Origin of the sequence: Glycomyces sp. NPDC021274, assembly GCF_040641195.1 — a bacterium.
Lineage (GTDB): Bacteria > Actinomycetota > Actinomycetes > Mycobacteriales > Micromonosporaceae > Glycomyces.
Window position 1 is genome coordinate 30,504 of record NZ_JBFADC010000002.1, and the last position, 25,223, is coordinate 55,726.

At 70.8% G+C, this 25,223-nt stretch carries 23 protein-coding genes; 14 read left to right on the top strand and 9 right to left on the bottom strand.

What is annotated here, in order from left to right:
• Positions 1-90 precede the first annotated feature (90 nt).
• Both AB0I03_RS04045 and AB0I03_RS04050 read left to right on the top strand, forming a co-directional pair.
• Positions 91-2,820, top strand: coding sequence for a DEAD/DEAH box helicase (locus tag AB0I03_RS04045; protein ID WP_360406043.1), 2,730 nt, complete (start codon positions 91-93; stop codon positions 2,818-2,820).
• A gap of 61 nt (positions 2,821-2,881) precedes the next feature.
• Positions 2,882-3,259, top strand: coding sequence for a VOC family protein (locus tag AB0I03_RS04050; protein WP_360406046.1), 378 nt, complete (start codon positions 2,882-2,884; stop codon positions 3,257-3,259).
• A 129-nt stretch (positions 3,260-3,388) separates the two neighbouring features.
• On the opposite strand, the gene AB0I03_RS04055 is transcribed toward AB0I03_RS04050, so the two are convergent.
• On the bottom strand, positions 3,389-4,294 hold the full coding sequence (locus AB0I03_RS04055) for a 5'-3' exonuclease (RefSeq protein ID WP_360406049.1): 906 nt from the start codon (positions 4,292-4,294) through the stop codon (positions 3,389-3,391).
• Positions 4,295-4,484: 190 nt separating this feature from the next.
• Between AB0I03_RS04055 and AB0I03_RS04060 the strand changes: the two genes are divergently transcribed.
• The 7 genes from AB0I03_RS04060 to AB0I03_RS04090 all read left to right on the top strand — a co-directional run bounded on the left by AB0I03_RS04060 (position 4,485) and on the right by AB0I03_RS04090 (position 12,017).
• The gene (locus AB0I03_RS04060) at positions 4,485-5,270 is read left to right on the top strand and encodes a transporter substrate-binding domain-containing protein (protein ID WP_360406052.1); all 786 of its coding nucleotides are present in this window, start codon (positions 4,485-4,487) and stop codon (positions 5,268-5,270) included.
• Positions 5,271-5,302: 32 nt separating this feature from the next.
• Positions 5,303-6,085 (top strand): amino acid ABC transporter permease, encoded by a 783-nt coding sequence (locus AB0I03_RS04065; RefSeq protein WP_360408071.1) that lies wholly within the window; start codon positions 5,303-5,305, stop codon positions 6,083-6,085.
• The gene (locus AB0I03_RS04070) at positions 6,082-6,837 is read left to right on the top strand and encodes an amino acid ABC transporter ATP-binding protein (protein ID WP_360406055.1); all 756 of its coding nucleotides are present in this window, start codon (positions 6,082-6,084) and stop codon (positions 6,835-6,837) included. The genes AB0I03_RS04065 and AB0I03_RS04070 overlap by 4 nt, the downstream gene beginning before the upstream one ends.
• 13 nt (positions 6,838-6,850) lie before the next feature.
• Positions 6,851-8,440 (top strand): amidohydrolase family protein, encoded by a 1,590-nt coding sequence (locus AB0I03_RS04075; protein WP_360406058.1) that lies wholly within the window; start codon positions 6,851-6,853, stop codon positions 8,438-8,440.
• Between the two features lie 509 nt (positions 8,441-8,949).
• On the top strand, positions 8,950-10,668 hold the full coding sequence (lnt, locus tag AB0I03_RS04080; protein WP_360408074.1) for an apolipoprotein N-acyltransferase: 1,719 nt from the start codon (positions 8,950-8,952) through the stop codon (positions 10,666-10,668).
• Between the two features lie 12 nt (positions 10,669-10,680).
• On the top strand, positions 10,681-11,472 hold the full coding sequence (locus AB0I03_RS04085) for a polyprenol monophosphomannose synthase (RefSeq protein ID WP_360406061.1): 792 nt from the start codon (positions 10,681-10,683) through the stop codon (positions 11,470-11,472).
• The gene (locus tag AB0I03_RS04090) at positions 11,469-12,017 is read left to right on the top strand and encodes an FxsA family protein (protein ID WP_360406064.1); all 549 of its coding nucleotides are present in this window, start codon (positions 11,469-11,471) and stop codon (positions 12,015-12,017) included. Before AB0I03_RS04085 ends, AB0I03_RS04090 begins: the two co-directional genes overlap by 4 nt.
• A gap of 46 nt (positions 12,018-12,063) precedes the next feature.
• On the opposite strand, the gene AB0I03_RS04095 is transcribed toward AB0I03_RS04090, so the two are convergent.
• On the bottom strand, positions 12,064-12,405 hold the full coding sequence (locus AB0I03_RS04095) for an RNA polymerase-binding protein RbpA (protein WP_205327476.1): 342 nt from the start codon (positions 12,403-12,405) through the stop codon (positions 12,064-12,066).
• Between the two features lie 483 nt (positions 12,406-12,888).
• Between AB0I03_RS04095 and AB0I03_RS04100 the strand changes: the two genes are divergently transcribed.
• Complete coding sequence (locus tag AB0I03_RS04100; RefSeq protein WP_360406067.1) at positions 12,889-14,247, top strand: Hsp70 family protein; 1,359 nt, start codon at positions 12,889-12,891, stop codon at positions 14,245-14,247.
• A 21-nt stretch (positions 14,248-14,268) separates the two neighbouring features.
• Here AB0I03_RS04100 and AB0I03_RS04105 read toward each other — a convergent pair whose 3' ends face one another.
• From AB0I03_RS04105 to AB0I03_RS04120, 4 genes are all read right to left on the bottom strand, one after another.
• Positions 14,269-14,820, bottom strand: coding sequence for a PadR family transcriptional regulator (locus AB0I03_RS04105; protein ID WP_360406070.1), 552 nt, complete (start codon positions 14,818-14,820; stop codon positions 14,269-14,271).
• Between the two features lie 191 nt (positions 14,821-15,011).
• On the bottom strand, positions 15,012-15,575 hold the full coding sequence (locus AB0I03_RS04110) for a hypothetical protein (RefSeq protein ID WP_360406073.1): 564 nt from the start codon (positions 15,573-15,575) through the stop codon (positions 15,012-15,014).
• Between the two features lie 60 nt (positions 15,576-15,635).
• A complete protein-coding gene (locus AB0I03_RS04115; RefSeq protein WP_360406076.1) occupies positions 15,636-16,979 on the bottom strand; it encodes a UDP-N-acetylglucosamine 1-carboxyvinyltransferase in 1,344 nt (447 codons plus the stop codon).
• Between the two features lie 93 nt (positions 16,980-17,072).
• Positions 17,073-18,011, bottom strand: a complete 939-nt coding sequence (locus AB0I03_RS04120) for a LysR family transcriptional regulator (protein WP_360406079.1) — start codon at positions 18,009-18,011, stop codon at positions 17,073-17,075.
• A gap of 485 nt (positions 18,012-18,496) precedes the next feature.
• Here AB0I03_RS04120 and AB0I03_RS04125 point away from each other — a divergent pair, with 485 nt between their 5' ends.
• Genes AB0I03_RS04125 through AB0I03_RS04140 form a run of 4 tightly spaced genes read left to right on the top strand, consistent with a single transcriptional unit; the run spans position 18,497 to position 21,138 of the window.
• The gene (locus tag AB0I03_RS04125) at positions 18,497-18,871 is read left to right on the top strand and encodes a hypothetical protein (RefSeq protein WP_360406082.1); all 375 of its coding nucleotides are present in this window, start codon (positions 18,497-18,499) and stop codon (positions 18,869-18,871) included.
• A gap of 26 nt (positions 18,872-18,897) precedes the next feature.
• Positions 18,898-19,545: a response regulator transcription factor gene (locus AB0I03_RS04130; protein WP_205327469.1), complete on the top strand. Its 648-nt coding sequence runs from the start codon at positions 18,898-18,900 to the stop codon at positions 19,543-19,545.
• 2 nt (positions 19,546-19,547) lie between these two features.
• Positions 19,548-20,159 (top strand): YigZ family protein, encoded by a 612-nt coding sequence (locus AB0I03_RS04135; RefSeq protein WP_360406085.1) that lies wholly within the window; start codon positions 19,548-19,550, stop codon positions 20,157-20,159.
• A 10-nt stretch (positions 20,160-20,169) separates the two neighbouring features.
• A complete protein-coding gene (locus AB0I03_RS04140; RefSeq protein WP_360406088.1) occupies positions 20,170-21,138 on the top strand; it encodes a glycoside hydrolase family 43 protein in 969 nt (322 codons plus the stop codon).
• Here AB0I03_RS04140 and arfB read toward each other — a convergent pair.
• The 3 genes from arfB to AB0I03_RS04155 form a co-directional block, all read right to left on the bottom strand.
• Entirely contained in the window at positions 21,135-21,554 is a 420-nt protein-coding gene (gene arfB / locus AB0I03_RS04145) for an alternative ribosome rescue aminoacyl-tRNA hydrolase ArfB (RefSeq protein ID WP_360406091.1), read from the bottom strand. The genes AB0I03_RS04140 and arfB overlap by 4 nt on opposite strands.
• A 9-nt stretch (positions 21,555-21,563) precedes the next feature.
• Positions 21,564-22,607: an aminoglycoside phosphotransferase gene (locus AB0I03_RS04150; protein WP_360406094.1), complete on the bottom strand. Its 1,044-nt coding sequence runs from the start codon at positions 22,605-22,607 to the stop codon at positions 21,564-21,566.
• A gap of 127 nt (positions 22,608-22,734) precedes the next feature.
• Positions 22,735-25,218: a DUF3516 domain-containing protein gene (locus AB0I03_RS04155; RefSeq protein WP_360406097.1), complete on the bottom strand. Its 2,484-nt coding sequence runs from the start codon at positions 25,216-25,218 to the stop codon at positions 22,735-22,737.
• Between the last annotated feature and the right edge of the window lie 5 nt (positions 25,219-25,223).

Consider the following 25,223-nt stretch of genomic DNA (forward strand, 5'->3'; position numbering starts at 1 on the left):
GATACCCGGCCGTGTAGGCGTCGTCACAGCCGGGTACGGAAGCGCGTTACCGGAGTGCTCCTGTCGGGGCGGCAGACTAGTGTTGTGGCCATGGTTACCGCCGACGTTCCTTACGCCGACGACCGCTCCCCGGCCCAACGCCACGCCGCCGCGCAGGCGCGCCGGCAGTGGCCGCAGCTGGCGGCCTTCGCAGGGGACTACCCGTTCGAACTCGACGACTTCCAGGTCGAGGCCTGCCGCATCCTCGAAAGCGGCCACGGCGTGCTCGTCTGCGCGCCCACGGGCGCGGGCAAGACCGTGGTGGGCGAGTTCGCCGTGCACCTGGCGCTGGCCGAGGGCAGGAAGTGCTTCTACACCACGCCCATCAAGGCGCTGTCGAACCAGAAGTTCAACGACCTCGTCGCCGCGCACGGCGCCGAGAACGTCGGCCTGCTCACGGGCGACACGGTCATCAACGGCGAGGCCCCGATCGTCGTGATGACGACCGAGGTGCTGCGCAACATGATCTACGCGGGCTCCTCCACGCTGCACGGGCTGCGCTATGTGGTCATGGACGAGGTGCACTACCTCGCCGACCGCTTCCGCGGGGCCGTGTGGGAGGAGATCATCATCGAACTCCCGCAGGAGGTCCGGGTCGTCTCCCTCTCTGCGACCGTGTCGAACGCGGAGGAGTTCGGCGACTGGCTCAAGAGCGTCCGCGGCTCCACTGAGGTCGTGGTCTCCGAGACGCGCCCGGTGCCGCTGTGGCAGCACATGATGGTGGGCGGCGCGCTGCTCGACCTGTTCGAGCCCGACGGCGACTACGTCTCCCAGGAACTGCTCAAAAAGGACGCCCGGGCGCGCGAGCGCAACGAGGGCCGCACCGGCGGCCGGCGCCGCGGCGGCCGCCCCTATGTGGACCGCGGGCGGGTCATCTCCCGCCTCGACCAGGCGTCGCTGCTGCCGGCCATCTACTTCATCTTCTCGCGCGCCGGCTGCGATGCGGCCGTCGACGAATGCGTGCGCGCCGGGCTGCGGCTCACCGACGGGCGCGAGCGGGACGAGATCGTCGACTACGCGACCGCGGCCGTCTCCCACATCGACCCCGCCGACCTCGAAGCCGTCGGCTTCGAACGCTGGCTCGCGGGCCTCGCGGCCGGCATCGCCGCCCACCACGCCGGGCTCCTGCCGGTGTTCAAGGAGGTCGTCGAGAAGCTCTTCGAGCGCGGCCTGCTCAAGGCCGTGTTCGCCACCGAGACGCTCGCGCTCGGCATCAACATGCCCGCGCGGTCGGTGGTCCTGGAGCGGCTCATCAAGTACGACGGCTCCGACCACGTCATGCTCACCCCCGGCCAGTACACGCAGCTGACCGGCCGGGCCGGGCGGCGCGGCATCGACGTCGAGGGCCACGCCGTCACCGTCTGGGCCGAGGACGTGCGCCCGAAAGAGCTCGCCGGACTCGCCTCCAAGCGCACCTATCCGCTGAACTCCAGCTTCGCGCCGTCGTACAACATGGCCGTGAACCTGATCGGCGCCGCCGGAGTGGAACGCGCACAAGAGGTCCTGGCCTCCTCCTTCGCGCAGTTCCAGTCCGACTCCGAGGCCGTGCACATCGCCGAGCAGGCCCGCACGCTGAACCGCCGGGCCGCCGAGGCGGCCGAGGGCGCGGCGTGCCACAAGGGCGACTTCCTCGCGTACTACGACCTCACACAGCAGCTCGCGGTGGCCGAACGCGGCGCGCAGAAGCGCCGCAAGGGCGCGCTGCGCGACGAGGCGCGCACCAACCTCGAGAAGCTCCGCGGCGGCGACGTCATCTGGATCTCCCGCGGCAAGCGCACCGGCTGGGCCGTGTTCCTGCGCCCCACCGGCGGCTCGCGCCACCACGACCCGCGCTGGTCGGTGCTCACCGCCGACGGCTGGGCCGGGACGCTCGAGAGCGCCGCGTTCGACGGCGGCGTCGAGGTCGTCACCCGCATCAACGTGCCCAAGCGCTTCGACCGGCGCGACCCCAAGTCCCGCACCGACCTCGCCTCGAGCCTGCGCGAGGCCACGCGGGACCGCTCGCGGCCGACCCGCCGCGGCGGCGCGGCCGAGACCCCCGAGATCGCGCGCCTGCGCGAAGAGGTCAAGGCCCACCCGTGCCGGACCTGCCCGGACGCCGGGCAGCACACGGTCCACGCGTCGCGCTGGTCGCGGCTCAAACGCGAGGCGGAGCTGCTGCGCAGCCGCTCCGAGCGGCGCGAGCACTCGCTGGCGCGGCAGTTCACGGCCGTGCGCGAGGTGCTCAGCGAGTTCGGGTACCTCGACGGCGAGACCGTCACCAGCGACGGGCGGCTGCTGCGCAACCTGTTCGTGGAGACCGACCTGCTGGTGGCGCAGTGCCTGCGCGACGGCATCTGGGAGGGCCTGGACGCGCCTTCGCTGGCGGCGATCGCGTCGACGGTGATCTACGAGTCCCGGTTCGAGGAGGACGAGTTCTTCGTGGCGGTGCCCGGTCCGATCGTCGACCCGGTGGCGAAGACCGTGCGGCGCTGGGAGGCGATCCGGCGCGCGGAGAACACGCGCGGCCTGTCGCTGATCTCGCGCCCGCAGATGGGCCTGGCCTGGCCGATCTACCGGTGGACCCGCGGCGAAGAGCTCTCGAAGGCGCTCGCGGCGGCCGACGGCCCGTGGCCGATGCCCGGCGGCGACTTCGTGCGGTGGGCGCGGCGCACGGCCGACCTGCTGCACCAAATGGGAACTGCTGCAAGATATATCGGCACCGAGTCATCCAATAAGTTGGCCGACGCCGCCTACGACGCGGTGGACGCGATCCGTCGCGGCGTCGTCGCGGACGTCTGAGCCGTGGCGGCGCGGCCGGTCCGACCGCCGTGCCCGCCAAGCTGAACCGGAAGGAGTTCCCGTGCACCGCAGCCGTATCTCGACGGTCCTGATCGACACGCAGGACGCCGACGCGGCGACCGCGTTCTGGTCGGCCGCCCTCGGCGTGCGGGCGAGGCCGAACGCGGGGGAGGAGCAGTTCACGGAGCTCGAAGGCGCCCTGGCCGGACTCGTGACCGTGGTGCAGCGCCTCGACGACGGCGAGCCGCGGATCCACGTGGACATGGAGACCGACGACCTCGACGCCGAGACCGCCCGGCTCATCGCGCTCGGCGCGACCGAGGTCTCGCGCTGGCTCGAGTGCCGCACCCTGCGGGCGCCGGGCGGCCACATCGTGTGCGTGATCCCGGTGCACTCCGACCGCGCCGAGTTCGAGGCCGCGGCAACGGTCTGGGAGTGAACGTGCCGTGCGGCGGGTCCGGCGGGCACGCCGACCGTGCGCTGCGGGTCTGGGATTGGGCCCCCGGATGCAAGCGTGCGCCCGGGGTACGACAGTTCTGCGGCGGCCTGGGCTCGAATCCGGTGTGATTCAGGCCGCTTCGAGCGCGATGGCCTCGTGGAACCGCTTGAGGGCCGAGCCGACGCCCCATTGGGCCGCAAGGGCTTCGACCCGCTCGGGGTCCTTCGGGGCCTTCGGCAGGGTCGCGTCGATCAGGGGGACGTCGACGTCGGCGACCACGGTGGACGCCCTGACGGCCTTGTCGAGGTAGTCGGCCGCTTCGGTGATCGCCTTGCGCTGGCGCTCGGGCAGGTCCGACCCGTCCTCGGCCGCGGCGGCCTTCAGGCCCGCGATGCCGCCGAACGTGTTCACCAGCGTGACGGCGGTCTTCGCGCCGATCCCCTTGACACCCGGCAGGCCGTCGGACGGGTCGCCGCGCAGGACCGCGAAGTCCACGTAGTGCGCCGGGGCGACGCCGAACTTCGTCGCGACGGCCTCCCCGTCGAACAATTCTGCTTTAGATATCCCGCGCGCGAGGTATACGACTTTGCGGTCGCGCTCGTCGTCGACGAGCTGGAACAGGTCCCGGTCGCCGGTGACCACGACCACCGGCTCCGCGGTGCGCGCCGCCAGCGTCGCGATGACGTCGTCGGCCTCGAACTGCGGATGCGTCGCCGTCGCGATGCCCAGGGCCGGCAGCAGCGCATCGATCGCCGCGACCTGGTCGTCCAGGCCCTCCGGGGTGTCCTCGGAGCCGTCCGGCAGTGCCCGCGCGGCCTTGTACCCGGGCAGCAGCTCGATCCGCCACTCCGGCCGCCAGTTCCCCTCCAGGCAGCACACCATGCCGGTGGGCTCGTGCTTGCGCGCCAGCACGGCCAATCCGTCGAAGAACCCCCGCACCGCACCCGAGCGCCGCCCGTCCGGGGCCTTGATCGAGGAGGGGAGCCCGTAGTAGGCGCGGTACCACAGCGAGGCGGCGTCGATGAGCATCAGCATGCCCACCACTGTCTCATGACTGTGCACATTCGCGGTTCGCAAGCTTCACCGTGGTACGACACAGCGTGAGAACGCCGATTCGACCGCTTGATTTAGTGCGAAACCTGCCACATTCTTCACCGGCTGGAACAACGATGGGAGGGTCCGACCGGAATGATCGGCGAATCAGCGAACTATGAGGAGCCTTCAGGTGAACACCAACGCCCGCCGCGCCGCCGCCGCACTGGCCCTGATCGGGACCGGTCTGGCCGCGACCGCATGCACGTCGGACTCCGGCGACGACTCCACCCTCACCGTCTGCACGAACGTCCCGTTCGAGCCCTTCGAGTACATGGACGGCAGTGAGTACGTCGGCTTCGACATGGACCTCATGCACCTCCTCGCCGAGCGCCTCGACCAGACCGTCGAGGTCGTCGAGATCGACTTCGACTCCATCGGCTCGGGCTCGGCCCTGAACGCCGGGACCTGCGACATCGCCGCCGCCGGCCTCACCATCACCGAGGAGCGCCAGGAGGCCATGGGCATGTCCGATGCCTACTACCGCGCCGACCAGGCCCTCGTCGTCCCCGCCGATTCGAGCGTCGCCGCCCTCGCCGACCTCTCCGGCCTGCGCGTCGCCGTCCAGTCCGGCACCACCGGCGAGACCTACGCCAACGACCACGCCGCCGAGTTCGGCTACGAGCCCGTCGCCTTCGAGACCATGGGCGACATCGCCTCCGCGCTCACCTCCGGCGGCGTCGACGCCTCCATCGCCGACCTCGCCACCTGGAGCGCCATGATCGCCGACACCCCCGAACTGCGGCTCGTGCAGCCCATCGAGACCGCGGAGCACTACGGCTTCGCCGTCCAGAAGGACAACACGGAGCTCCTCGACGAGGTCAACGCCATGCTCGCCGAGGCCTTCGAGGACGGCACCTACGAGGAGCTGTACGAGAAGTGGATCGGCGAGCCCTACACCGGGGACGCCGGTCAGTAGTGAGCGCCGCGACCGAAACCCCCGCACGGCGCATGACGCCGACCCAGCGGCGCCGGCTCTCGCGCGCCGTCCAGTACGCCGTCGTCGCCGCCGTCGTGATCGCGCTGGCGGTCGTGGCCGACTGGGGCCGCATCGCCGACTCCTTCTTCCAGATCGACATCGCCGCCGCGATGTTCCCCGAGGTGTGGACGCCGTTCTGGAACACGATCGTCTACACCCTGCTCGCGTTCGTGTTCGGCATGGTCGTCGGCGTCCCGATCGCGCTCATGCGCGTCTCCGACTTCGGCCCCTACCGGTGGTTCGCCACCGCCTACGTCGAGGTCTTCCGCGGCCTGCCCGCACTGCTGGTGCTGTTCCTCGTCGGCTTCGGCGTGCCCGCGGCCTTCCCGGGCATCCAGTACCCCGGCGGGGTCTACGGCCAGGTCGCCATCGGCCTGGGCCTCACCTCCTCTGCCTACATCGCCGAGAGCGTGCGCGCCGGCATCCAGGCCGTCCCCCGGGGACAGGTCGAGGCCGCCCGGTCGCTGGGCATGAGCCACACCCGCACCATGATCACCGTGGTCCTGCCGCAGGCCCTGCGGATCGTCATCCCGCCCTTGACGAACGAGCTCGTGATGCTCACCAAGGACTCCAGCCTCGTATTCGTCCTCGGTGTCACCACCGCGACCATGGAGCTGTCCAAGTTCGCCCGCAACGAGCTCACGTCCGAGGCCAACGCCACCCCGCTGCTCGTCGGCGGCCTGCTCTACCTGCTGCTGACCATCCCGCTCGGTCTGCTGGCCCGCCGCCTGGAGAAGCGAGGAGACACCCGATGAACACCGAAGCGACCCCGATCGTCGAGATCCAGGGACTGCACAAGCGCTTCGGCGACAACGAGGTCCTCAAAGGCATCGACCTCCAGATCGCCGAAGGCGAAGTGGTGTGCCTCATCGGCCCCTCCGGGTCCGGCAAGTCCACGCTCCTGCGCTGCGTCAACCTCCTGGAGACCCCCACCGAGGGCACCATCGTCGCGGCCGGCCACGACATGACCGCCCCCGACGCCGACCTGGACCTCGCCCGCCGCGACATCGGCATGGTGTTCCAGCACTTCAACCTCTTCAGCCACATGACGATCCTCGACAACCTCGTCATCCCGCAGGTGCGCGTCTGCAAGATCCCCAAGGCGACGGCCGTCGCCGAAGCCCGGCGGCTCCTCGCCGAGGTCGGCATCGAAGGCAAGGAGCAGGCGAAGCCCTCGCAGCTGTCCGGCGGGCAGCAGCAGCGCGTCGCCATCGCCCGCGCGCTCGCCGTCAAACCCCGCCTCATGCTCTTCGACGAGCCCACCAGCGCGCTCGACCCCGAGATCGTCGGCGAAGTCCTCTCGGTCATGAAAGGCCTTGCGGCCGAAGGCATGACAATGCTCGTGGTCACGCACGAGATGGGTTTCGCCCGGGAGGTCGCCGACCGCGTGCTGTTCCTCGACGGCGGCGTCATCGTCGAATCGGGGCCGCCCGCCGACGTCCTCGCCAACCCCAAGACCGAGCGGGCCCGCAGCTTCCTCCACCGCGTCCTGCACCCCGTCGACTGACATCATGGGAGGCATGAGCCTCCTCCAGAAGACCGGTCCCGCAACGGCTGAGCGCGTCCTGTGGCGCGGCGGCCGCGTGCTCAGTCCGACGAGTCCCGCCGCCACGGCCCTGCTCACCGTCGCCGACCGCATCACCTGGGTCGGCCCCGAAACCGACGCGCCCGCCGCCGACCGCACCGAGGACCTCGGCGGCGGCCTCGTGACGCCCGCGTTCGTCGACTCCCACGTGCACCTCACCGCCACCGGCGGCGCCCTCGCGGGCCTGCACTTCGCCGCCGACCGCTCCGCCGCCGCCGTCCTCGAGCACCTCGACGCCTTCGCCCGCACCACCCCCGCCGACACGCTCATCCTCGCCGGAGGCTGGGACGAGACCACCTGGGACGACCCCGCGCTCCCCACCGGCGAAGCGATCGAACGCGCGACCGGCGGGCGCATCGCCTACCTCTCGCGCGCCTGCGGGCACACCGGCATCGCCACGCCCCGCCTCCTCGCCGAGCACCCCGAACTCGCCGAGCACGACGGCTACGATCCCTCCGGCGTCCTCACCCGCGCCGCCCACAAGGCCGCCCGCGCCACCCTCGGCGCCCGCGTCCCCGTCAGCCAACGCCTCGCCCTCGCCGACTACGCGCTGGCCCAAGCCGCGCGCCGCGGCATCGCCGCCGTCGTCGAGCACTTCATCCCGGTCGCGGCCGACCCCTTGGGGGAGAAGGAGTTCGAGGGCCTGGTCGAACTCGGGCAGCGGCCCGGCAGCCCCTCCGTGCACGGCTGGTGGGGCGAGCTGCGCGCCGCCGCCAAAGCCCGCGACCTCGGCGCCCACGGCTGCGGCGGCGACCTCTCGGCCGACGGCTCACTCGGGGCCCGCACCGCGCTGCTGCGCGAGCCCTACCGCGACGCCGACACCCTCGGCGCCGAGTACCTGACCGCCGCCGACGTCGCCGCGCACCTCCTGGACTGCCACGAGGCGGGCCTGCCCGCCGCGTTCCACGCCATCGGCGACGGCGCGATCGCGAACGTCCTGGACGGCCTCGACGCGGTCGAACCCGTGCTCGGCCTCGACGCGATCCGCCATGCCAGGCACCGGATCGAGCACGCCGAGCTGCTCGACGCCGCGCTCATCGCCCGCATGGTCCACCACGGCGTCCACGCCTCCGTGCAGCCCGCGTTCGACGCCGCCTGGGGCGGCCCCGACGGCATGTACGCGACCCGGCTCGGGCGCGAGCGGGCCCTGGCCGCGAACCCGTTCTCCAAGCTCGCCGGCGTCGGCGTGCCGCTCGCCTTCGGATCGGACGCCCCGGTGACCGCCCTGGACCCCTGGGGCGGCGTGAGAGCCGCCGTGCGCCACCGCAACCCCGTCTCGCGTCTTCCGATGGCCGCGGCCTTCAGCGCGGCCACCAGAGGCGGCTGGAGGGCCCTGGGCATCGACGACGCCGGGGCGCTCGCCCCGCACACCCGCGCGAATTTCGCGGTGTGGGAGCTCACGGACGGGGGACTTCCGGACCTGAGCGACCCGCACGTCCCCGATCCGAAGTGCTCGATGACCGTCGCCGACGGCCAGCTGATCTGGTCGGCCGCCTGGCCAGCACCGACTCCGCGCGACCACTGACGCGAGAAAAATTGTGGGAGCAAAATTCCGACCCGGTTGACGCCATCGGCGCAGTTTGGCTTACGGTGGTCTGGTCCTCGGCGGACGACCGGAAACGGAAGCCCGCCGAACGTCGGGGGCGACTCGACTTGCTTTGCTCCCACGCAGACTGGACAAGGTGGCAGCGCGGCCGCACTGCTACCGGCGGCCAGGTCCAGATCGCGGGGGTCGGCGGAGGAAGGCGAGCCGGTCGCCGGTGGTGGACCCGCAGCAGACGCAGGAGATCCCTAGACAACAACTCGTAGACGCTCAGCCAGACGGGTGCGAGTTGGTCCGAAGATCACCAGCTGACGCGGCAGGGGACACCGGCCGTACAGGGACTGGGAGAAACCCGTGCGAGGGGCGTAGCCGGACACAGCTACGCCCCTTTGCCGTACCCGAAGTAGGCTAGAGCCCCGAAGGCGAGGCCCCCTCGCCGCCGGCCGTGGCCCGGCACCGCGTACGAGCGAGGAGCGCCCTACTTGAGCACCGTGATCGACGACGACCGCGACGCCGCCCCGGCGCCCGAGGCGACGCCTCCCGCGCCGAAGCGCCGCCCGCTCCTGCTGACCGACTCCCCCCTCGGCCGCCGTCTCACCCTCCCCGCAGCACTCCTGCTCGCCATCGCCTCCGGCCTCCTGGCCGTACTCGCCTTCCCGCCCTACGGCGCCTGGCCGCTCGCGGCCGTCTCCGTCGCCGGATTCGGCGCCGCCGTCCACCGCCGCCGCCTCCGCGGCGGCCTCGGCGTCGGCTTCGTCTACGGCATGGCGTTCTTCCTGCCCCTCCTGGCCTGGTCCTCCACGCAGGTCGGCCAGTGGCCCTGGCTGTTCCTCTGCGCGCTCGAAGCCCTCGGCATGGGCCTGCTCGGCATGTTCCTCGCCGCCTGCTCGCGCCTCATCGACACCCGCCGCTGGACCCTCGCACCCCTCACCGGCGTCGCCTGGGTCGCCGAAGAAGCCCTGCGCTCACGCCAGCCCTTCGGCGGCTTCCCCTGGGGCAACCTCGCCTTCAGCCAGGCCGAAGCGCCCACCGCCGCCGCGATCTGGCTCGGCGGCGCCCCCTTCCTGAGCTTCCTCGTCGCCCTCTCCGGCGGCCTCCTCCTCGCCGCAGGGTTCGCCCTCGCTGGGCACATTTACGGCTCGCAAGCGTCGCCGAGAGGACACTGCAACGGCCCGCAGGAGGCCCCCAGCGGCCCCCGCGCCGCCGGCCTCCGCAAGGCCGCCGCCTTCACCGCCGCCGCGGCCCTGACCGCGCTGGCCCCCCTGGCCCTGCCGCTCGACGCGACCGCCCCCGACGGCGACACCGTCAACGTCGCCGTCGTCCAAGGCAACGTCCCGCGCCTCGGCCTGAGCTTCAACGAGCAGCGCCGCGCCGTCCTCGACAACCACGTCCAGGCCACCAAGGACCTCGCCGCCGCCGTCAACGCAGGCCGCGCCGAACGGCCCGACCTCGTCATGTGGCCCGAGAACGCCTCCGACATCGACCCCCTCGCCAACGACGACGCCTACGACCTCATCAGCGAGGCCGCCACCGCCATCGGCGCGCCGATCGTCCTCGGCGGCATCGTCCACAACGACGACGGCACCCGCTCGAACATGACCATCGTCTGGGACCCCGAAGACGGCCCGGTCTACATGTACTCCAAGCGCCACCCCGTGCCCTTCGCCGAATACGTCCCCTACAAGGGCTTCTTCAGCACCGTCGCCGGCTGGATCGACCCCCGCATGTCCGAAGGGCTCGACAGCGTCGCCGGATTCGAGCACGGGCAGAACGCCGGCATCGTCGAGGTCGGCGACCACACCATCGCCGGCCTCATCTGCTTCGAGATCGCCTTCGACGCCGAGACCCGCGACTCCGTCCGCGACGGCGCCCAGCTCATGGCCGTCGGCACCAACAACGCCACCTTCGACGTCAACGAGGCCGAGCAGCAGCTCGCCATGGTCGCCCTCCGCTCCATCGAGCACGGCCGCGACGGCCTCATGGCCTCCACCGTCGGCGTCTCCGCCTTCACCGACCACGCCGGCGAGGTCTCCCAGGCCACCGAGTTCAACACCGCCGCCGTGATCCAATCGGACCTCACCCTCTCGGACCGCTCGACTCCGGCCTCCACAGTGGGTATCCTTCCTGAAGCGGTCCTCACCGGAGCGGCACTGGTGGCCCTGGCCTGCGCCATCTTGATCAACCTCAAGCACCGCCGCAGCCAGACCTAGAAAGCCGAACCCATGAGCCAGCCACCGGACCGGTGCACTGCCGGCACTGACACCAGTCCGGCCATTGTGGCCATTCCCACGTACAACGAGCGCGACAACATCGAGACCACCGTCGACGCCGCCCTCACCGGGTGCGACCGCATCGACATCCTCATCGTCGACGACTCCTCACCCGACGGCACCGGCGACATCGCCGACGCACTCGCCGCCGCCCACGACCGCGTCCACGTCCTCCACCGCCCCGAGAAGCAAGGCCTCGGCGCGGCCTACCTCGCGGCCTTCGACTGGGCCGCGCAGCGCGGCTACCGCACCGTCGTCGAAATGGACGCCGACGGCTCCCACGACCCCGCCGACCTGCCCCGACTCCTCGCCGCCCTCGACGACGGCGCCGACGTCGCCATCGGCTCCCGCTACATCCCCGGCGGCGCCGTCCGCAACTGGGCCCGCCACCGCCTCCTCCTCTCCCGCGGCGCCGGCGTCTTCACCCGCGCCATGCTCGGCATGCGCGTCAAGGACGTCACCGCCGGCTACCGCGCCTACCGCCTCGACGGCCTCCACAAACTCCAGCTCGACACCGTCAACTCCGTCGGCTACTGCTTCCAGATCGACCTCACCTGGCGCGCCGTCAAAGCCGGCTTCGACATCCGCGAAGTCCCCATCGTCTTCACCGAACGCCGCGCCGGCGCCTCCAAGATGAGCGGCGCCATCACCGTTGAGGCCCTTTGGAACGTGAGCCGCTGGGGCCTGGCCCACCGCGCACGCCAACTCAGGAACGCCTTCCGGCGTGGCAGAATCGAAGGGTGACGTACCAGCAGCCGCCCGCGCCCAAACGCGCCCCGTTCGCCTTCCGGCTCGCGCTGGCCACCTGGGTCATCGCCGAGGCCGCCGCCTTCTTCGGCCTGGCCTACCTGATCGGGTTCCTCTACACGGTCCTCATCTTCGTGGGCACCACGTTCCTCGGCGTCGCGCTCGTGGGGTACGTGGGCAAGAAGTCCTTCCGGGCCGCCCGCGACTACCTCAACTCCGGCGGCGACCCCTCCCGGGAGCCGCCGAACGGGTACGCGCTGGCCGGGGCCGTGTGCCTCATCGTCCCCGGGTTCGTCACCGACCTCATCGGCCTGCTGCTGCTCTTCCCGCCCACGCGCCTGCTCTTCCGCGGCCTCGGCCGCTGGATCGCCGCGAGCGCCCCGGTGATGCGCTTCGGCGGCGGCGACGTCATCGACGGCGAGGTCATCGGGGAGCGCAGCGCAGACGGCTCCCGAACCGGCGAGCGGGACTTCGACGCGGACGAGCCGGTCAAGTACGGGGACACGAAAAACGGGCCCAGGTCCATCGACCCGGGCCCGTGAGCCTTATCAGCGCTGAACAACCGCGCCTGTACCGCTATGCGGCTCGCTAGCGCTCGCCGCGGCGGGCGCGCATCTCCTGCAGGCGCTCGTCGAGGATCTCTTCGAGCTCCTCCATCGAGCGGCGCTCCAGCAGCATGTCCCAGTGGGTGCGCGGCGGCTTGACCTTCTTGGTCTCCGGCTCCTCGCCGTCGACCAGCTTGGCCGTCGAGCCGTCGAGACGGCACTCCCACGTCAACGGGATCTCCGCTTCGACCGCGAACGGTACCTCGAAGCGGTGCCCCTGCGGGCAGACGTAGTCGCGGGTCTGGCGCGGGGCCAGCTCCGTGTTGCGGTCAGACTCGTAGCTGACGGCGCCGAGACGGGAGCCCCTCAGCATTCTGTCGCCCATGTTCCCCTGCACTTCCTCTGGAGCATTCGCTCTGCCACACGCTCGCCGACCCGGTCAGCCCTGGGCCTGCGCATTCCGTCCCCAGCCGATCACGCCGATTCCTGGGGTTCTCGCTTCGTACAACGCCGGGACGCGGCCGGATCCTTCCCGGCACCGCCGCACCAGGGCGCCGCTGTCGCGATGCGGACCCCCAAGTGTGGCCCGGCGCCGGCGCGGCCGCCCACGGACGTCCCCTTGAAGTGTGACACAACACCGGTCGGTATCCGCGCGGTCGAGCGCGTGAGATGCCGCTCGTCCCGTTCCGTGCCCGGCAGCCGCCCTGGCAAGCGCCGTCCATCCCGGTCCGGCCGGGCAGGTGCGAACGGGGCGTGGGGGACCGGTGAACACCGAACGGGTCGCACCAGGCGTGGAGGCGCCCAGTAGGGTGTGCATCAGGCTAGACGCGTTCACTGCTCGCAAGCGTCGCCGAGAGGGAGTATTCACATGCACGTTCTTGGAATCGACTTCGGAACCTCGAACACCGTTGCGGTTCTGCGTTCGGCCGACGGACGCGTACGACCCCTGCTGTTCGACGGCGCCCCCATCCTGCCCTCGGCGGTGTACTACAACTCCGACGGGCGCATGCTGGTCGGCCGCGACGCCGAGCGCAACGCCCGCATGGACCCCGCCCGCTTCGAGCCGAACCCGAAGCGCCGCATCGACGACGGCTCGCTGTTCCTCGGCACCTCCGAGATCCCCGTGCCCCAGGTCTTCGCGTACGTGCTGCAGCAGGTCGCGCTGGAGGCCCAGCGCCAGGCGGGCCAGATGCCCGGCCAGGTCCGCCTCACCCACCCCGCCCGCTGGGGTGAGCGCCGCCGCGCCATCCTCGTCGACTCCGCGCGCCTCGCCGGGCTCCCCGCCCCGCAGCTCATCCCCGAGCCCGTGGCCGCGGCCTCCTACTTCACCTCGGTGCTCGGCACCGCCGTCCCGCCCGGGCGCTCGCTGGCCATCTACGACCTCGGCGGCGGCACCTTCGACGCCACCGTCGTGCGCCGCACCCAGACCGGCTTCGAGGTCCTCGCCGAAGAGGGTATCGGCGACATCGGCGGCCTCGACTTCGACCACGGCATCGTCGAGCACCTCGGCAAGACCTACGGCGCGTCCCACCCCGACGACTGGAAGCGCCTCCTCAGCCCCGCCGACGACCGTGACCGCCGCTACCGCCGCATGCTCTACGAGGACGTGCGCGGCGCGAAGGAGACCCTCTCGCGCACCGCGAGCGCCGACATCCACCTCCCCGCGCTGGAGGTCGACGCCCACCTCACGCGCGCCGAGTTCGAGGAGATCGCCCGCCCGCCCCTGGAGCGGACCGTCGACTGCCTCCAGCGCGCCATCCAGGCCGCCCGCATGAACCCCGCCGACCTCGTGGGCATCTTCCTCGTCGGCGGCTCCTCGCGCATTCCCGCGATCTCCCAGCTCATCCACACCAAGCTCGGTGTGCCGCCGCAGACCTTCGAGCAGCCCGAGACCGTCGTCGTCGAAGGCGCCGTGCGCGCCGCCTCCGGCCCGTCCCCGTCCGAGCAGCCCTTGACGCGCCCGACCTCGGGCGGCCCCGTCTCGCCCGCCGGGCACATGTCCGCGCCCCGCCCGCCGGTCCCGGCGCCCGTCCAGGCCCCGCAGATGCTGCCGCCCCAGACGGCCTACCAGCAGCCCGCGCAGGCCCCGCAGCAGACGTTCCAGCAGCCGCAGCACCCCGTGAAGCGGCCGCTGACGCAGGAGCCGGCGGTCCTGGTGACCGGCGCGGCCGTGATCGTCCTGATCGTCGTCTTCTTCGTGCTCCTGTCGACGATCCTCAACGGTTAGCGAGCCGCCGCGCCCGGATGCTCACCGCGAGGCGGTGAAGCCGGCGCGGCGGTTGAGCTCGCCGATCTGGCGGTCGAGCCAGTCGATCTCCGTGAGGTTCGTCGACCGGTGGATCTGCATGAGCCCCTTGCGGAACGGCGACTCCAGCCGTTCGGGGGGGATCGGCGCGCCCTGCTCGTCGAAGAACAGCTGCGCGGGCTGGTCGAGGAATTCGCGGCGGCGTGCGAGCACGAGCGCCTGCTCGCGCGGGTTCTCGAGGTGGTGCAGGAACGCGAGCAGCACGTACCACTTGTTGTCGTCGGTGATGAACCCCGCTTCGGGGTCGCGCAGCCACCGGCGCAGCTGGTCGGTGCCGTCCTGGGTGATCTCGAGCATGTGGCGCGGTGCGGCGACCGACCCGGGCGCGGTGCGCCGGGTGAGGCACTGCGCGTCCTCGAGTTTCTTGATCGTGGGGTAGAGCGTCCCGTCCGCGACCGGCCGGACGTGCCCGGCGAGGCTCGCGACCCGGTTCTTGAGGTCGTAGCCGTGGAGCGGGAAGTCCCGCAGGAATCCGAGTATGGCCATCTTCAGCATGCGTCCATTATGGCAGTAATAACAAGATATATCGACTCCGAGGTAGAATACCTCATTGTCAGTCAACGCGATCGGCGTCTTGAAGCACGAGCACGGGCTTCGCCCGCGCACTCGCCAAGAAGGACAAAGCCTCCTGTTCTCGCTGTTCAGCAAGCGAATACAGGAGGCTGGGGCAGTGCTCTCGAGGGGCGTCAGAGGATGTCGAAGAACCACAGGGCCAGATAGCCTGCGGCGGCGATGAACGCGACGACCGCCAGGAGGACGAGCCATCCGGCGGCGGCCTCCATGATGCTGGGGCGGCCGCTGTCGCCGGTCGCGGCGGCGACGGGCTCCCAGACGGTGTCGTCGATGATCCGCATGGGGGCCAGGGCTTTCGCGGGCGGGTACCAGGCGCGCGCCTGCGACTTGGCCGCGGTGCGGTTGGCGGGCTGGAGGCGGCCGCGCCGGTTGTACGCGAACAGGGCCACTTCGGACTCGTCGGCGAGGGCGGCGATCTCGGGGGCCACCGGCATGGTCGCGTAGAGGCGGCGCTTGCGGTCGGGGGAGCCGGTGCCGACGATCATCGGGATGTCCGCGGCCGTGATCGCCAGGCCGGGGGACTTGGCGGCGACCACGGACTTCGTGGACTCGAGCGTCGCCTCCCACTGCGGGCTGCCGATGACCTCGCCTTCGACCTTGTCGAGGTGCTTGAGGTGGGCCTGGACGAGGCTCAGGAGCGCAAAGGTCTGCGGCGGCACATCGGACGGCATGTTCATGAATGGAAGTGTCACATACGGTCGCGGGTCGTCCGCGACCGTGCTTCTGGAAGGCGTGGTTCAGAAGGGGTCGATCTCGGCCCCGAGCAGATGGAGCCGCTGGGCGAGCTGCTCGTAGCCGCGGTGGATCACGTCGACGTGCCGCAGCTCCGAGGTGCCCTGCGCGCGCAGCATCGCGAGCAGGAGCACCACGGCCGGCCGCAGCGCGGGCGGGCAGACGACGTCGGCGCCGGTCCACTGCACCGGGCCCTCGACCTGGAGCCGGTGCGGGTCGAGCAGGCGCACCTTCGCGCCGAGCCGGTTGAGCTCGGTCAGGTAGATCGCGCGGTTCTCGTACACCCAGTCGTGGATCAACGTCTCGCCCTCGGCGCAGGAGGCGATGAGCGCGAAGAACGGCAGGTTGTCGATGTTGAGGCCCGGGAAGGGCATCGGGTGGATCTTGTCCGCCGCCGCGCGCAGCGGCGAGGGGTGGACGGTGAGGTCGACGAGGCGGGTGCGGCCGTTGGCGGCCAGGTACTCGGCGCTCCTGGAGTACGCGAGCCCCATCTCCTCGGCGAGGGCGAGTTCGATCTCGACGAACTCGATGGGGGTGCGGCGCACGGTGATCTCGGATTCGGTGACGATCGCGGCGGAGACGAGGCTCCAGGCCTCGATCGGGTCCTCGGCGGGTGCGTAGTCCACGGGCGTGTCGATCGCGGCGCGGCCGTAGACGGTGAGGGTGGTGGTGCCGACGCCGTCGATGCGTATGCCGAGCTTCTCGACGTACCAGCACAGGTCCTGCACCTGGTAGTTGCAGGAGGCGTTGCGGATGACGGTGACGTCGGGGAAGCGGGCGGCGGCCATGATCGCGTTCGCGGTCACGGTGTCGCCGCGTTCGGTCAGGACGATCGCGCCGGGCGGTTCGACGTGCTCCTTGACGGTGGCGCGGTAGCCGCCGTGCGAGCGCTCGACCGAGAGCCCGAAGCGGCGCAGCGCGGCGAGGTGGGGTTCGACGGTGCGGTCGCCCAGCTCGCAGCCGCCGGCGAAGGGCAGCTCGAACTCGGGGTAGTCGTGGAGGAGCGGCCCGAGGAACATGATGATCGAGCGGGTGCGGCGGGCCGCTTCCGCGTCGATGCGGGTGAGGTCGAGGCGTTCGGGCGGCTGGATGCGCAGGTCGCCTTCGGGACTGAGCCATTCGTGCTCGACGCCCATGGAGTCCAGGACCCGCAGGATGCGGTTGACCTCCTCGATGCGGGCGACGTGCCGGAACACCGTGGGGCCGCGGTTGAGGAGGCTGGCGCACAGGAGCGCGACCCCGGCGTTCTTGGAGGTCTTCACGTCGATCGACCCGGTCAGGGCGGTGCCTCCGCGCACGCGCAGGTGCCGGGGGCCGGTGGGCGCGGACTCGCCGCCGTAGTCGAACATTCGCTCAGCGTAACGGAGTTCAGTGTCCAGTAGGGTCGATCACGTTCACTGGTTACCCCAGCTCAGCACCGGTGTGCGGTGACCCGCCGCAGGTCAGGCCTCTGCTTCGGGGAGCGGCCCGATGCCTTCCGCGGCGCGTACCTGCTCGTTCAGCAGCTCCATGACGGCCGCGACCGAGGGGCGCCGCGCGCCTCCGCGCAGTGTCACGGCCTGGAAGTGCCGGAACGGCGTGAACGGCCCGGAGACGGGGACGCGCACCAGGTCGAGGTGGTGGGGGAGGTCCACAAGGCGGGGAATGAGCGCGACGCCCATCTTGTGGGCGACCATGACGGCGATGACGTTCCATTCGCGCGCCTCGCCGGTGACGGTGGGCCGGAATCCGGCGTTCGAGCAGGCGGTGAGCACGTGGCGGCGGTGCATGGACCCGGGCACGCCGATGATCCACGGTTCGCGCTCGAGTTCGCGCAGGTCGACCGCTTCGCTGCCGGCGCACCAGTGGCCGCCGGGAACGACGAGGTCGAACGGGTCGTTGAAGACCGTCTGCGCGTCGAAGCGGATGTCCTCGGGCGGCGGGTTGTCAGGCGTCGCCTCGACGAGCGCGAGGTCGCCCTCCCCGGCGAAGAGCAGGTCGAAGCTCTCCGAGGCCTCGGCCTCGCGCAGCCGCAGCTCGAGCGCGGGGTACCGCTCGCGGGCGGTGTCGACCAGCGGCGCGAGCAGTGTCGCGATGGCGGTGGGGAACCCGCACAGGCGCAGCATTCCGGACGGCTCGCCTTCGGTGGCCTGGAGTTCGGCCTCGGCCAGGCGCCACATCGCCTCGATGGCGTCGATGTGGGCGATGAGGACCTGCGCCGCCGAGGAGAGCCGCACACCGCGCCCGACCGGTTCGAGGAGCGGCACCCCGAGGTCCTTGGAGAGCAGCCGGATCTGCTGCGACGCCGCTGAAGTGGACATGTGCAGGGCTTTCGCCGCGCCGGAGACGGTGCCGTGGTGGGCGATCGCCCGCAGCACGTGCAGTCTCCTCAGATCGATCAAGGTGTGGTTCCAATCGCTTAAGCGTTCGCTTCACGATGAGTTTCGCAAACTAGCGTCACCGAGGTGTTGTAGCCCGGACGATTGGGACCTTAACCTCGTATTGAGCGTGAGAACAGTGCGCGAATGCCGCCGCGGGCGGTATCGGCCGGCGCTCATCCCTGGAACGAAACCCGAAGCCCTGTAAGGAGGACGCGGTCATGCAGTGCTGCCCGTTTTGCGGCTGGCCCGACGACGATCCGGTGACGACCGTGTCCCGGCATCGCAGCGCCTCGGGCATGACGGTGTGGACGCGGTGCATCTGCGGATCGCTCCAGACGCGCGTCCTGCGCGGAGGGGTCTCGGAGGTCTGCGCGCGGAGCAGACCGAGCGGCCATCCGGCCGCGACCCTGTAACCCCTCGGTCCTCCTCCTCTCTCCTTGACGCCACCGCGCCATCGCCGGCGCGGGGCACCTCCCTGCCTGCCTTCGTTCTCTCGAGGATTTCCCATGCACGACTTCGACCTCCGCATCATGTTCCAGATCATCGGTGCGCTCCTCTACATCACGAACTTCCTGCTCCTGCAGACCCACCGCATCCACGCGACCAAGCCGGCCTCGCTGCTCCTGGTCATCTCGGCCTGCTCGATCCTGCTCACCGCCGCGATCATCGGCCACGACTGGGGCCTCATCCTCCTCGAGGGCACCTGGCTGTTCCTGGTGACCACGACCTTCGCCATCCGGCAGCGGTCGGCCCGCCGCCAGGCGGTCCTGGAGCGCGAGGCCGCCGAATCGGCCGTGGCGCCGATCCGCTCCGCCCCGGTCGCCGAGCCGGTGCCGGCGCCTGTGGTGCGCGAGCGCGAACTGGCGGGCGCCGCCGCGTAGCGGCCGGCGCCGGTTAGGCTCGGGGCGTGGCAATCCGAGTGCTGATCGCAGACGACCAGGAGATGGTCCGGGCAGGGTTCCGGGCCATCATCGACGCCCAGCCCGATATGGAAGTGGTGGCCGACGCCCCTGACGGGGTGGTCGCGGTGTCCGAGGCGCGGCGGCTCAAGCCCGACGTGTGCCTCTTCGACATCCGGATGCCGCGCCTGGACGGGCTCGAGGCGACGCGCACGCTGCTGGCCGGGGCGAACGGCACCGGTCCGCGGATCGTGGTCGTCACGACGTTCGACACGGACGAGTACGTGTACGGCGCGCTGCGTTCGGGTGCGACGGGGTTCCTGCTCAAGGACTCCGGGCCCACGCTGCTGGTCGAAGCGGTCCGTGCCGCGGCGAGCGGTGAGTCGCTCATCTCCCCGTCGGTGACGGTGCGTCTGCTCGAGCGGCTCACTGAGCCCGTTCCGGAGGGGCCCAAGGCCTCGCATGTGCTGACCGAGCGCGAGTTGGACGTGGTCGAGCTCGTGGCGCGCGGTAAGACGAACGCCGAGATCGCTGAGACGCTGTTCGTCTCGGTCTCGACGGTCAAGACGCACCTGGAGGCGGTTCGCGCGAAGCTCGGGGTCCGCAACCGCGTGGGCATCGCGGCGTGGGCCTGGGAGCACGGCGTCGTGGGCTGAGGATGCGCACCCTCGCCGTCGCCAGTTCGGAGACCGAGACCGTGGTCAACGGGTCCCGGTTCATCTGCACGCTGTACCGGGTGGCCTCCGATGCGGAAGCGCGCGAACGCATCGGCGCGCATCGCCGGGCCAACTGGGAGGCGACGCACAACTGCACCGCCTATGTCCTGGACGACGGCAAGTCGGCCCGTTCGAGCGATGACGGCGAACCGGCCGGGACTGCCGGCGTGCCGATGCTCGAGGTGCTGCGCGGGCGCGGCCTGACCGATGTGCTCGCCGTCGTCACCCGTCACTTCGGCGGGGTGAAGCTCGGCGCGGGCGGGCTCGTGCGGGCTTACGGCGCGGCCGTCTCGGCTGCGGTCGATGCCGCCGGGACCGTCGAGCTCGCGCATTGGCAGCGCCTGACGGTGCGGGTGGAGTACGGGGTGGCCGGGAGTCTCGAGGGGCTGCTGCGGCTGCGCGAGGACGTGCGCCTGGTGCACGTCGAGTTCGGTGCCGAGGTGGTGTTCGATCTGGCCTGCTCGGACGTGGAGCTGCTGGTCGACTGGCTGGCGTCCCAGTCCGCGGGCGCGGCGGAGGTGGAGCCTGCGGGGACGTTCCGGGTGGAGTTGTAACATGCAGGTTGTGACCGATAACAAGACTGCCTTCGAGCTGCCGAACCCCTTCATCCTCGAACGCGCCGATCCCCAGATCACCCGGCACACCGACGGACGGTACTACTTCACCGCCACGGTCCCGGCCTACGACCGGATCGTGCTGCGCGGCGCCGACACCCTCCTCGGCCTCCGCGACGCCGAGGAGACCACCATCTGGGTCCAGCACCCCGAAGGCCCCATGGGCTCCCACATCTGGGCCCCGGAGCTGCACTGGATCGACGACGCCTGGTACGTCTACTTCGCCGCCGGCGAGGCCGAGTCGGCCACCGCCGACGTCTGGCGCATCCGCATGTACGTCCTGGAGAACCGCAACCCCGACCCGCTGGCCGGGGAGTGGACCGAGAAGGGCCAGATCCAGACCCCGATCGACTCGTTCTCCCTCGACGCGACCACCTTCGCCCACAACGGCGCCCGCTACCTGTGCTGGGCCCAGCACGACCCGGGCCTGGAAGGCTCGAACACCAGCCTGTTCCTGGCCGAACTCGCGAACCCCTGGACCATCAAGGGCGCGCCCGTCGAGCTCTCCCGCCCCGAACTGCCCTGGGAGACCATCCGCTTCGCCGTCAACGAGGGCCCCTACGCCATCGTGCGCAACGGCAAGGTCTTCATCACCTACTCGGCCTCCGGCACCGGCGCCGAGTACTGCATGGGCCTGCTCAGCGCCGACGCCGACGCGGACCTCCTCGACCCCGCCTCGTGGACCAAGCACCCCGAGCCCGTCTTCACCACCAGCGCGGCCAACGGCATCTACGGGACCGGCCACAATGCGTTCACCGTGGACGAGGACGGGAACGACCTGCTGGTCTTCCACGCGCGCGCGTACGAGGAGATCGTCGGGGACCCGCTCGACAACCCGGACCGGCACTGCCGGGTGCAGCCGTTCGGTTGGAACGAGGACGGGACGCCCGATTTCGGGGAGCCCCTGCCCGAGAACTAGTCGTCGGTGCTGCGGCGCAGCTTCTTGACGTCGGAGCGGCGGCGCTTGTCTTCCAGGCGCCGCCGTTTCGCGCCTTTGGAGGGTTTCCTGTCTTTGCGCGGGGGCGGTGGTGCGGCGATGGCGCGGCGGATGAGTTCGGCGAGGCGTTCTTGGGCGGCTTCGCGGTTGCGCAGTTGGGAGCGGAACTCGGAGGCGGCGATGACGACCGTGCCGTCGACGAGTCGGTCGCCGAGGCGGGCGAGTGCCCGTTCGAGGAGTGCGGGCGGCAGGGTTTTCGTGCCTGTCAGGTCGAATACGAGTTCGACGCGTGAGTCGGTGGTGTTGACGCCTTGGCCGCCGGGTCCTGAGGATCGCGAGAAGCGCCACCGCAGTTCGCTGTCGGGGATGGCGATGGTCTCGGTGATCTGGACGGGCATGGCGGTCTCTCAGTGGTCGAGGGCGGTGCGGGCCCAGCGGGCGAGCATGTCGAAGATCGGGCGGCGCCGTGCGAGTACGGCGGCGTCTTCGGCGGTGTCGTAGTCGGCGCTGGCGATCGGTCGGCCTGCGGCGAGGCGGGTGAGCATCGCCGGGGCGAGCCAACAGTACTTGGCGGCGCCGGTGGCGGCGATGGCTTTTCGCGTTGCGTTGTGCTCGGGGTGCCCGGTTTCGGCGAGTCCGGTGAGGTAGGCGTCGGTGATCGCGGCTTCGGTCTCGGCGAGGTGTTCGACGGGTTGGAGGCCGTCGAAGAAGGTGTCGGCGATGAGGTTCGCGATGTCTTCGCCGATGGCGCCGCGGCCGGTGAAGGACCAGTCGAGGAGGACGGGTTCGCTGCCGCGCTGGATGAGGTTCATGGGCCATACGTCGAGGTGGCAGAGGGTGTGCGGGAGGTGCTCGGCGATGGTGAAGAGGTCGTTGCGGCGTTCCCAGATCAGGCGCAGGCCTTCGCGGGTGTCGCGCGGCCAGTGGGCGGCTGCGGTCGGGTGGTCCCAGGGGACGCCGGGATAGTCGCGGCGGCCTGCGTATTGGCGGAGGAAGCGGCGCGAGTGCCAGGGCTCTTCGGGGTTGTCGCGGTGCAGCCCTTGGGCAACGCCGAGGCGGCGGGCGAAGTCGGCGAGCATCGGGGCGGTCCAGTGGCGGCCGTGGACGCCGTCGACGGCTTCGAGCCACAGTTCGCGGCTGCCGTCGGGGCGTTCGCCTGCGGCGAGGAGTGCGGGCGCGCCGATCCCGGCCGTCGCGCCGTAGCTCGCGGCGAAGCCGGTCGTGTAGGCGAGGTGTTCGCGCCGCCAGTAGTTCCAGTGCCGCGGGTCGTCCGAGGGCTCCCAGTGCTCGAAGCCGCCGCCGTTGGGCGTGAGGTGCTTGAGGATCGCGTCCCCGCCGGGGCCGGAGACCCGCCAGATGCCGCCGGTGGCCTGGTTGCCGGTGTTGTGCTGGAGTGCGGTGGCGGTGTGGACCGGGGTGCCGATGGGGGAGTGGAGCGGGTCGGTGAGCACGGGCCGATTCTGCCATTCGGCGGTCATGTGCGGTCGATGGCGGTCCAGGCGGGCGGCTTCGTCGCCGGTGCAGTGGGTTGTCGCGGCGGCGATGCTACCGACTCCTCGGTTCCCTTGTGGTCCAGTGTTAGTCGGTGAAGTCCTCGATGGTCATGACGACGGTGCCGGTCTCGTCGGAGGCGTCGAGGTCGACCTTGAAGAGCATGGCCCAGTCCTTGTCGCCGGCCGGGTCGTCGATGGTCTGGCGGACGGTCCAGGTGCGGCCCTGCTTGGTGATGTCGAGGTATTCGTTGCCGCGGGCGGCGCCGGCGGTGCCGATGTCGTCGTGGGCTTGGAAGTAGCGTTCGAGGGCGGCGTCCCATTTGGAGGCGGGCCAGCCGGTCTCCAACGCGGCCAGGGCTTCGACGCGGTCGGCGGCGGCGAGTTCGACGTGGCGGAACGCGGCGTTGCGGACGGCGATGGTGAAGGCCCGGTCGTTGTCGGTGAACGCCCGGGCGGGGCGGCCGGTGTCGAGGTTCTCGTCCTCGGCGGGGTTGGTGAGCTGCTCCCACTCGTTGATGAGGGAGGAGTCGGTCTGGCGGATGGTCTCGCCGAGCCAGGCGGTGAGGTCGTCGAGTTCGGCGCCGCCGGCGCCTTCGGGGAGGGTCTGGATGAGGGCCTTGTAGGCGCTGGAGAGGTAGCGCAGGAGGAGGCCTTCGCCGCGCTGGATGCCGTAGAGGCCGATGTACTCGCCGAAGGTCAGGCGGCCCTCCCAGATCTCGCGGAGGATCGACTTGGGTTCGAGCTGGTAGTCGGCGGCCCACGGGTGGCTGGTCCGGTAGGCGGCGAAGGCGTCGTCGAGGAGTTCGGCGAGCGGCTTCGGGTAGTCCACTTCGGCGTCTTCGAGCTGGTTCATGCGGTCGTAGTAGTCGAGGCCGTCGGCTTTCATGGCCTCGATCGCGGCGCCCTTGGCCTTGCTGCGCTGGGCGGCGAGGATCTGGCCGGGGCCCTCCAAGGTGGCCTCGACGATGGAGACGACGTCCATCGGGTACGTGTCGGATTCGGGGTCGAGCAGTTCCAGGGCCGCGAGGGCGAACGGGGCGAGCGGCTGGTTGAGCGCGAAGTGGTCGGGCATGTCGACGGTGAGGTCGACCTTGCCGTCCTCGATGAGGATGATCCCGGCGTCGCGGAGGGTGCGGGCGATGGTGAGCGCGGTGCGGGCCATCTTCAGCTGGGTGGCGCGGTCGGCGTGGGAGTCCTCGATGAGGGTGCGCACGTGCTGGAACGTGTTGCCGGGGCGGGCGAGCAGGTTGATGAGCATCGCGTGGGTCATGCGCATGCGCGACTGGAGCGGTTCGGGCGGTGCCTCCGAGAGCGCGGCGAAGGTCTCGTCGGACCAGCCGACGAAGCCCTCGGGGGGCTTCTTCTTCGCCATCTTCTTGCGCTTCTTGGGGTCGAGGCCGAACTTCTGCATGGCCTTCTCGTTCTCGATCACGTGCTCGGGGGCTTCGCAGACGACGAAGCCCTCGGTGTCGAACCCGGCGCGGCCGGCGCGGCCGGCGATCTGGTGGAACTCGCGGGAGCGCAGGCGGCGGGTGCGGCGGCCGTCGTACTTGGTGAGGCCGGTGAACAGGACGGTGCGGATGGGGACGTTGATGCCGACGCCGAGCGTGTCGGTGCCGCAGATGATCTTGAGCAGGCCCTGCTGGGCGAGGCGTTCGACCAGGCGCCGGTACTTGGGGAGCATGCCGGCGTGGTGGACGCCGATGCCGGAGCGCACGAGCCGGGCGAGGGTCTGCCCGAACTTGGTGGTGAACCGGAACCCGCCGAGGGCCGTGCTGATGGCGGCCTTGGCGTCCTTGTCGACGAGGTTGAGGCTCGAGAGGGCCTGCGCGGTGTCCAGGGCGGCGGCCTGCGTGAAGTGCACGATGTACGCCGGTGCCCGGTTGTTGTCGACGAGGTTCTCGACGGTCTCGTGCAGCGGGGTCTTGCGGTACTCGTAGTGCAGCGGCACGGGCCGGGTCGCGGAGGCGATGAGCGCGGTCTCGCGGCCGGTGCGGCGGGTCAGGTCGGTCTGGAAGAACTCGGTGTCGCCGAGGGTGGCGGACATGAGCGTGAACTGGGCGCGGTGGAGCTCCAGGAGCGGGACCTGCCAGGCCCAGCCGCGGTCGGGCTCGGCGTAGAAGTGGAACTCGTCGGCCACGACCGAGTCGCAGTCGAGGGCGGCGCCTTCGCGCAGGGCGAGGTTGGCGAGGATCTCGGCGGTGCAGCAGATCAGCGGCGCGTCGGGGTTGACGGCGGCGTCGCCGGTGAGCATGCCGACGTTCTCGTGCCCGAACTGCTCGCACAGCTCGAAGAACTTCTCGCTCACGAGCGCCTTGATCGGCGCGGTGTAGAAGGAGGTGCGCTGGTTGGCGAGCGCGTTGAAGTGCGCGGCGGCGGCGATGAGGGACTTGCCGGAGCCGGTGGGGGTGCTGATGATGGTGTTCTGGCCGGTGCAGATGGCCAGGAGGGCCTCTTCCTGGTGCTCGTAGAGGACGATCCCGGTGTCGTCGGCCCATTGTGCGAAGGCCGTGTAGACGTCGTCGGGTTCGGGCGTGTTCGAGGACGGCAGGTAGTCGATGAGGCTCACGGGGT

Excerpts from the sequence above, each read along its gene's own strand:
- AB0I03_RS04045 (WP_360406043.1), top strand. The coding sequence starts at position 91 with ATGGTTACCGCCGACGTTCCTTACGCCGACGACCGCTCCCCGGCCCAA.
- AB0I03_RS04055 (WP_360406049.1), bottom strand. The coding sequence starts at position 4,294 with ATGCTGATGCTCATCGACGCCGCCTCGCTGTGGTACCGCGCCTACTAC.
- AB0I03_RS04065 (WP_360408071.1), top strand. The coding sequence starts at position 5,303 with ATGACGCCGACCCAGCGGCGCCGGCTCTCGCGCGCCGTCCAGTACGCC.
- AB0I03_RS04070 (WP_360406055.1), top strand. The coding sequence starts at position 6,082 with ATGAACACCGAAGCGACCCCGATCGTCGAGATCCAGGGACTGCACAAG.
- AB0I03_RS04075 (WP_360406058.1), top strand. The coding sequence starts at position 6,851 with ATGAGCCTCCTCCAGAAGACCGGTCCCGCAACGGCTGAGCGCGTCCTG.
- AB0I03_RS04085 (WP_360406061.1), top strand. The coding sequence starts at position 10,681 with ATGAGCCAGCCACCGGACCGGTGCACTGCCGGCACTGACACCAGTCCG.
- AB0I03_RS04095 (WP_205327476.1), bottom strand. The coding sequence starts at position 12,405 with ATGGGCGACAGAATGCTGAGGGGCTCCCGTCTCGGCGCCGTCAGCTAC.
- AB0I03_RS04100 (WP_360406067.1), top strand. The coding sequence starts at position 12,889 with ATGCACGTTCTTGGAATCGACTTCGGAACCTCGAACACCGTTGCGGTT.
- AB0I03_RS04105 (WP_360406070.1), bottom strand. The coding sequence starts at position 14,820 with ATGCTGAAGATGGCCATACTCGGATTCCTGCGGGACTTCCCGCTCCAC.
- AB0I03_RS04110 (WP_360406073.1), bottom strand. The coding sequence starts at position 15,575 with ATGAACATGCCGTCCGATGTGCCGCCGCAGACCTTTGCGCTCCTGAGC.
- AB0I03_RS04115 (WP_360406076.1), bottom strand. The coding sequence starts at position 16,979 with ATGTTCGACTACGGCGGCGAGTCCGCGCCCACCGGCCCCCGGCACCTG.
- AB0I03_RS04125 (WP_360406082.1), top strand. The coding sequence starts at position 18,497 with ATGCACGACTTCGACCTCCGCATCATGTTCCAGATCATCGGTGCGCTC.
- AB0I03_RS04135 (WP_360406085.1), top strand. The coding sequence starts at position 19,548 with ATGCGCACCCTCGCCGTCGCCAGTTCGGAGACCGAGACCGTGGTCAAC.
- arfB (WP_360406091.1), bottom strand. The coding sequence starts at position 21,554 with ATGCCCGTCCAGATCACCGAGACCATCGCCATCCCCGACAGCGAACTG.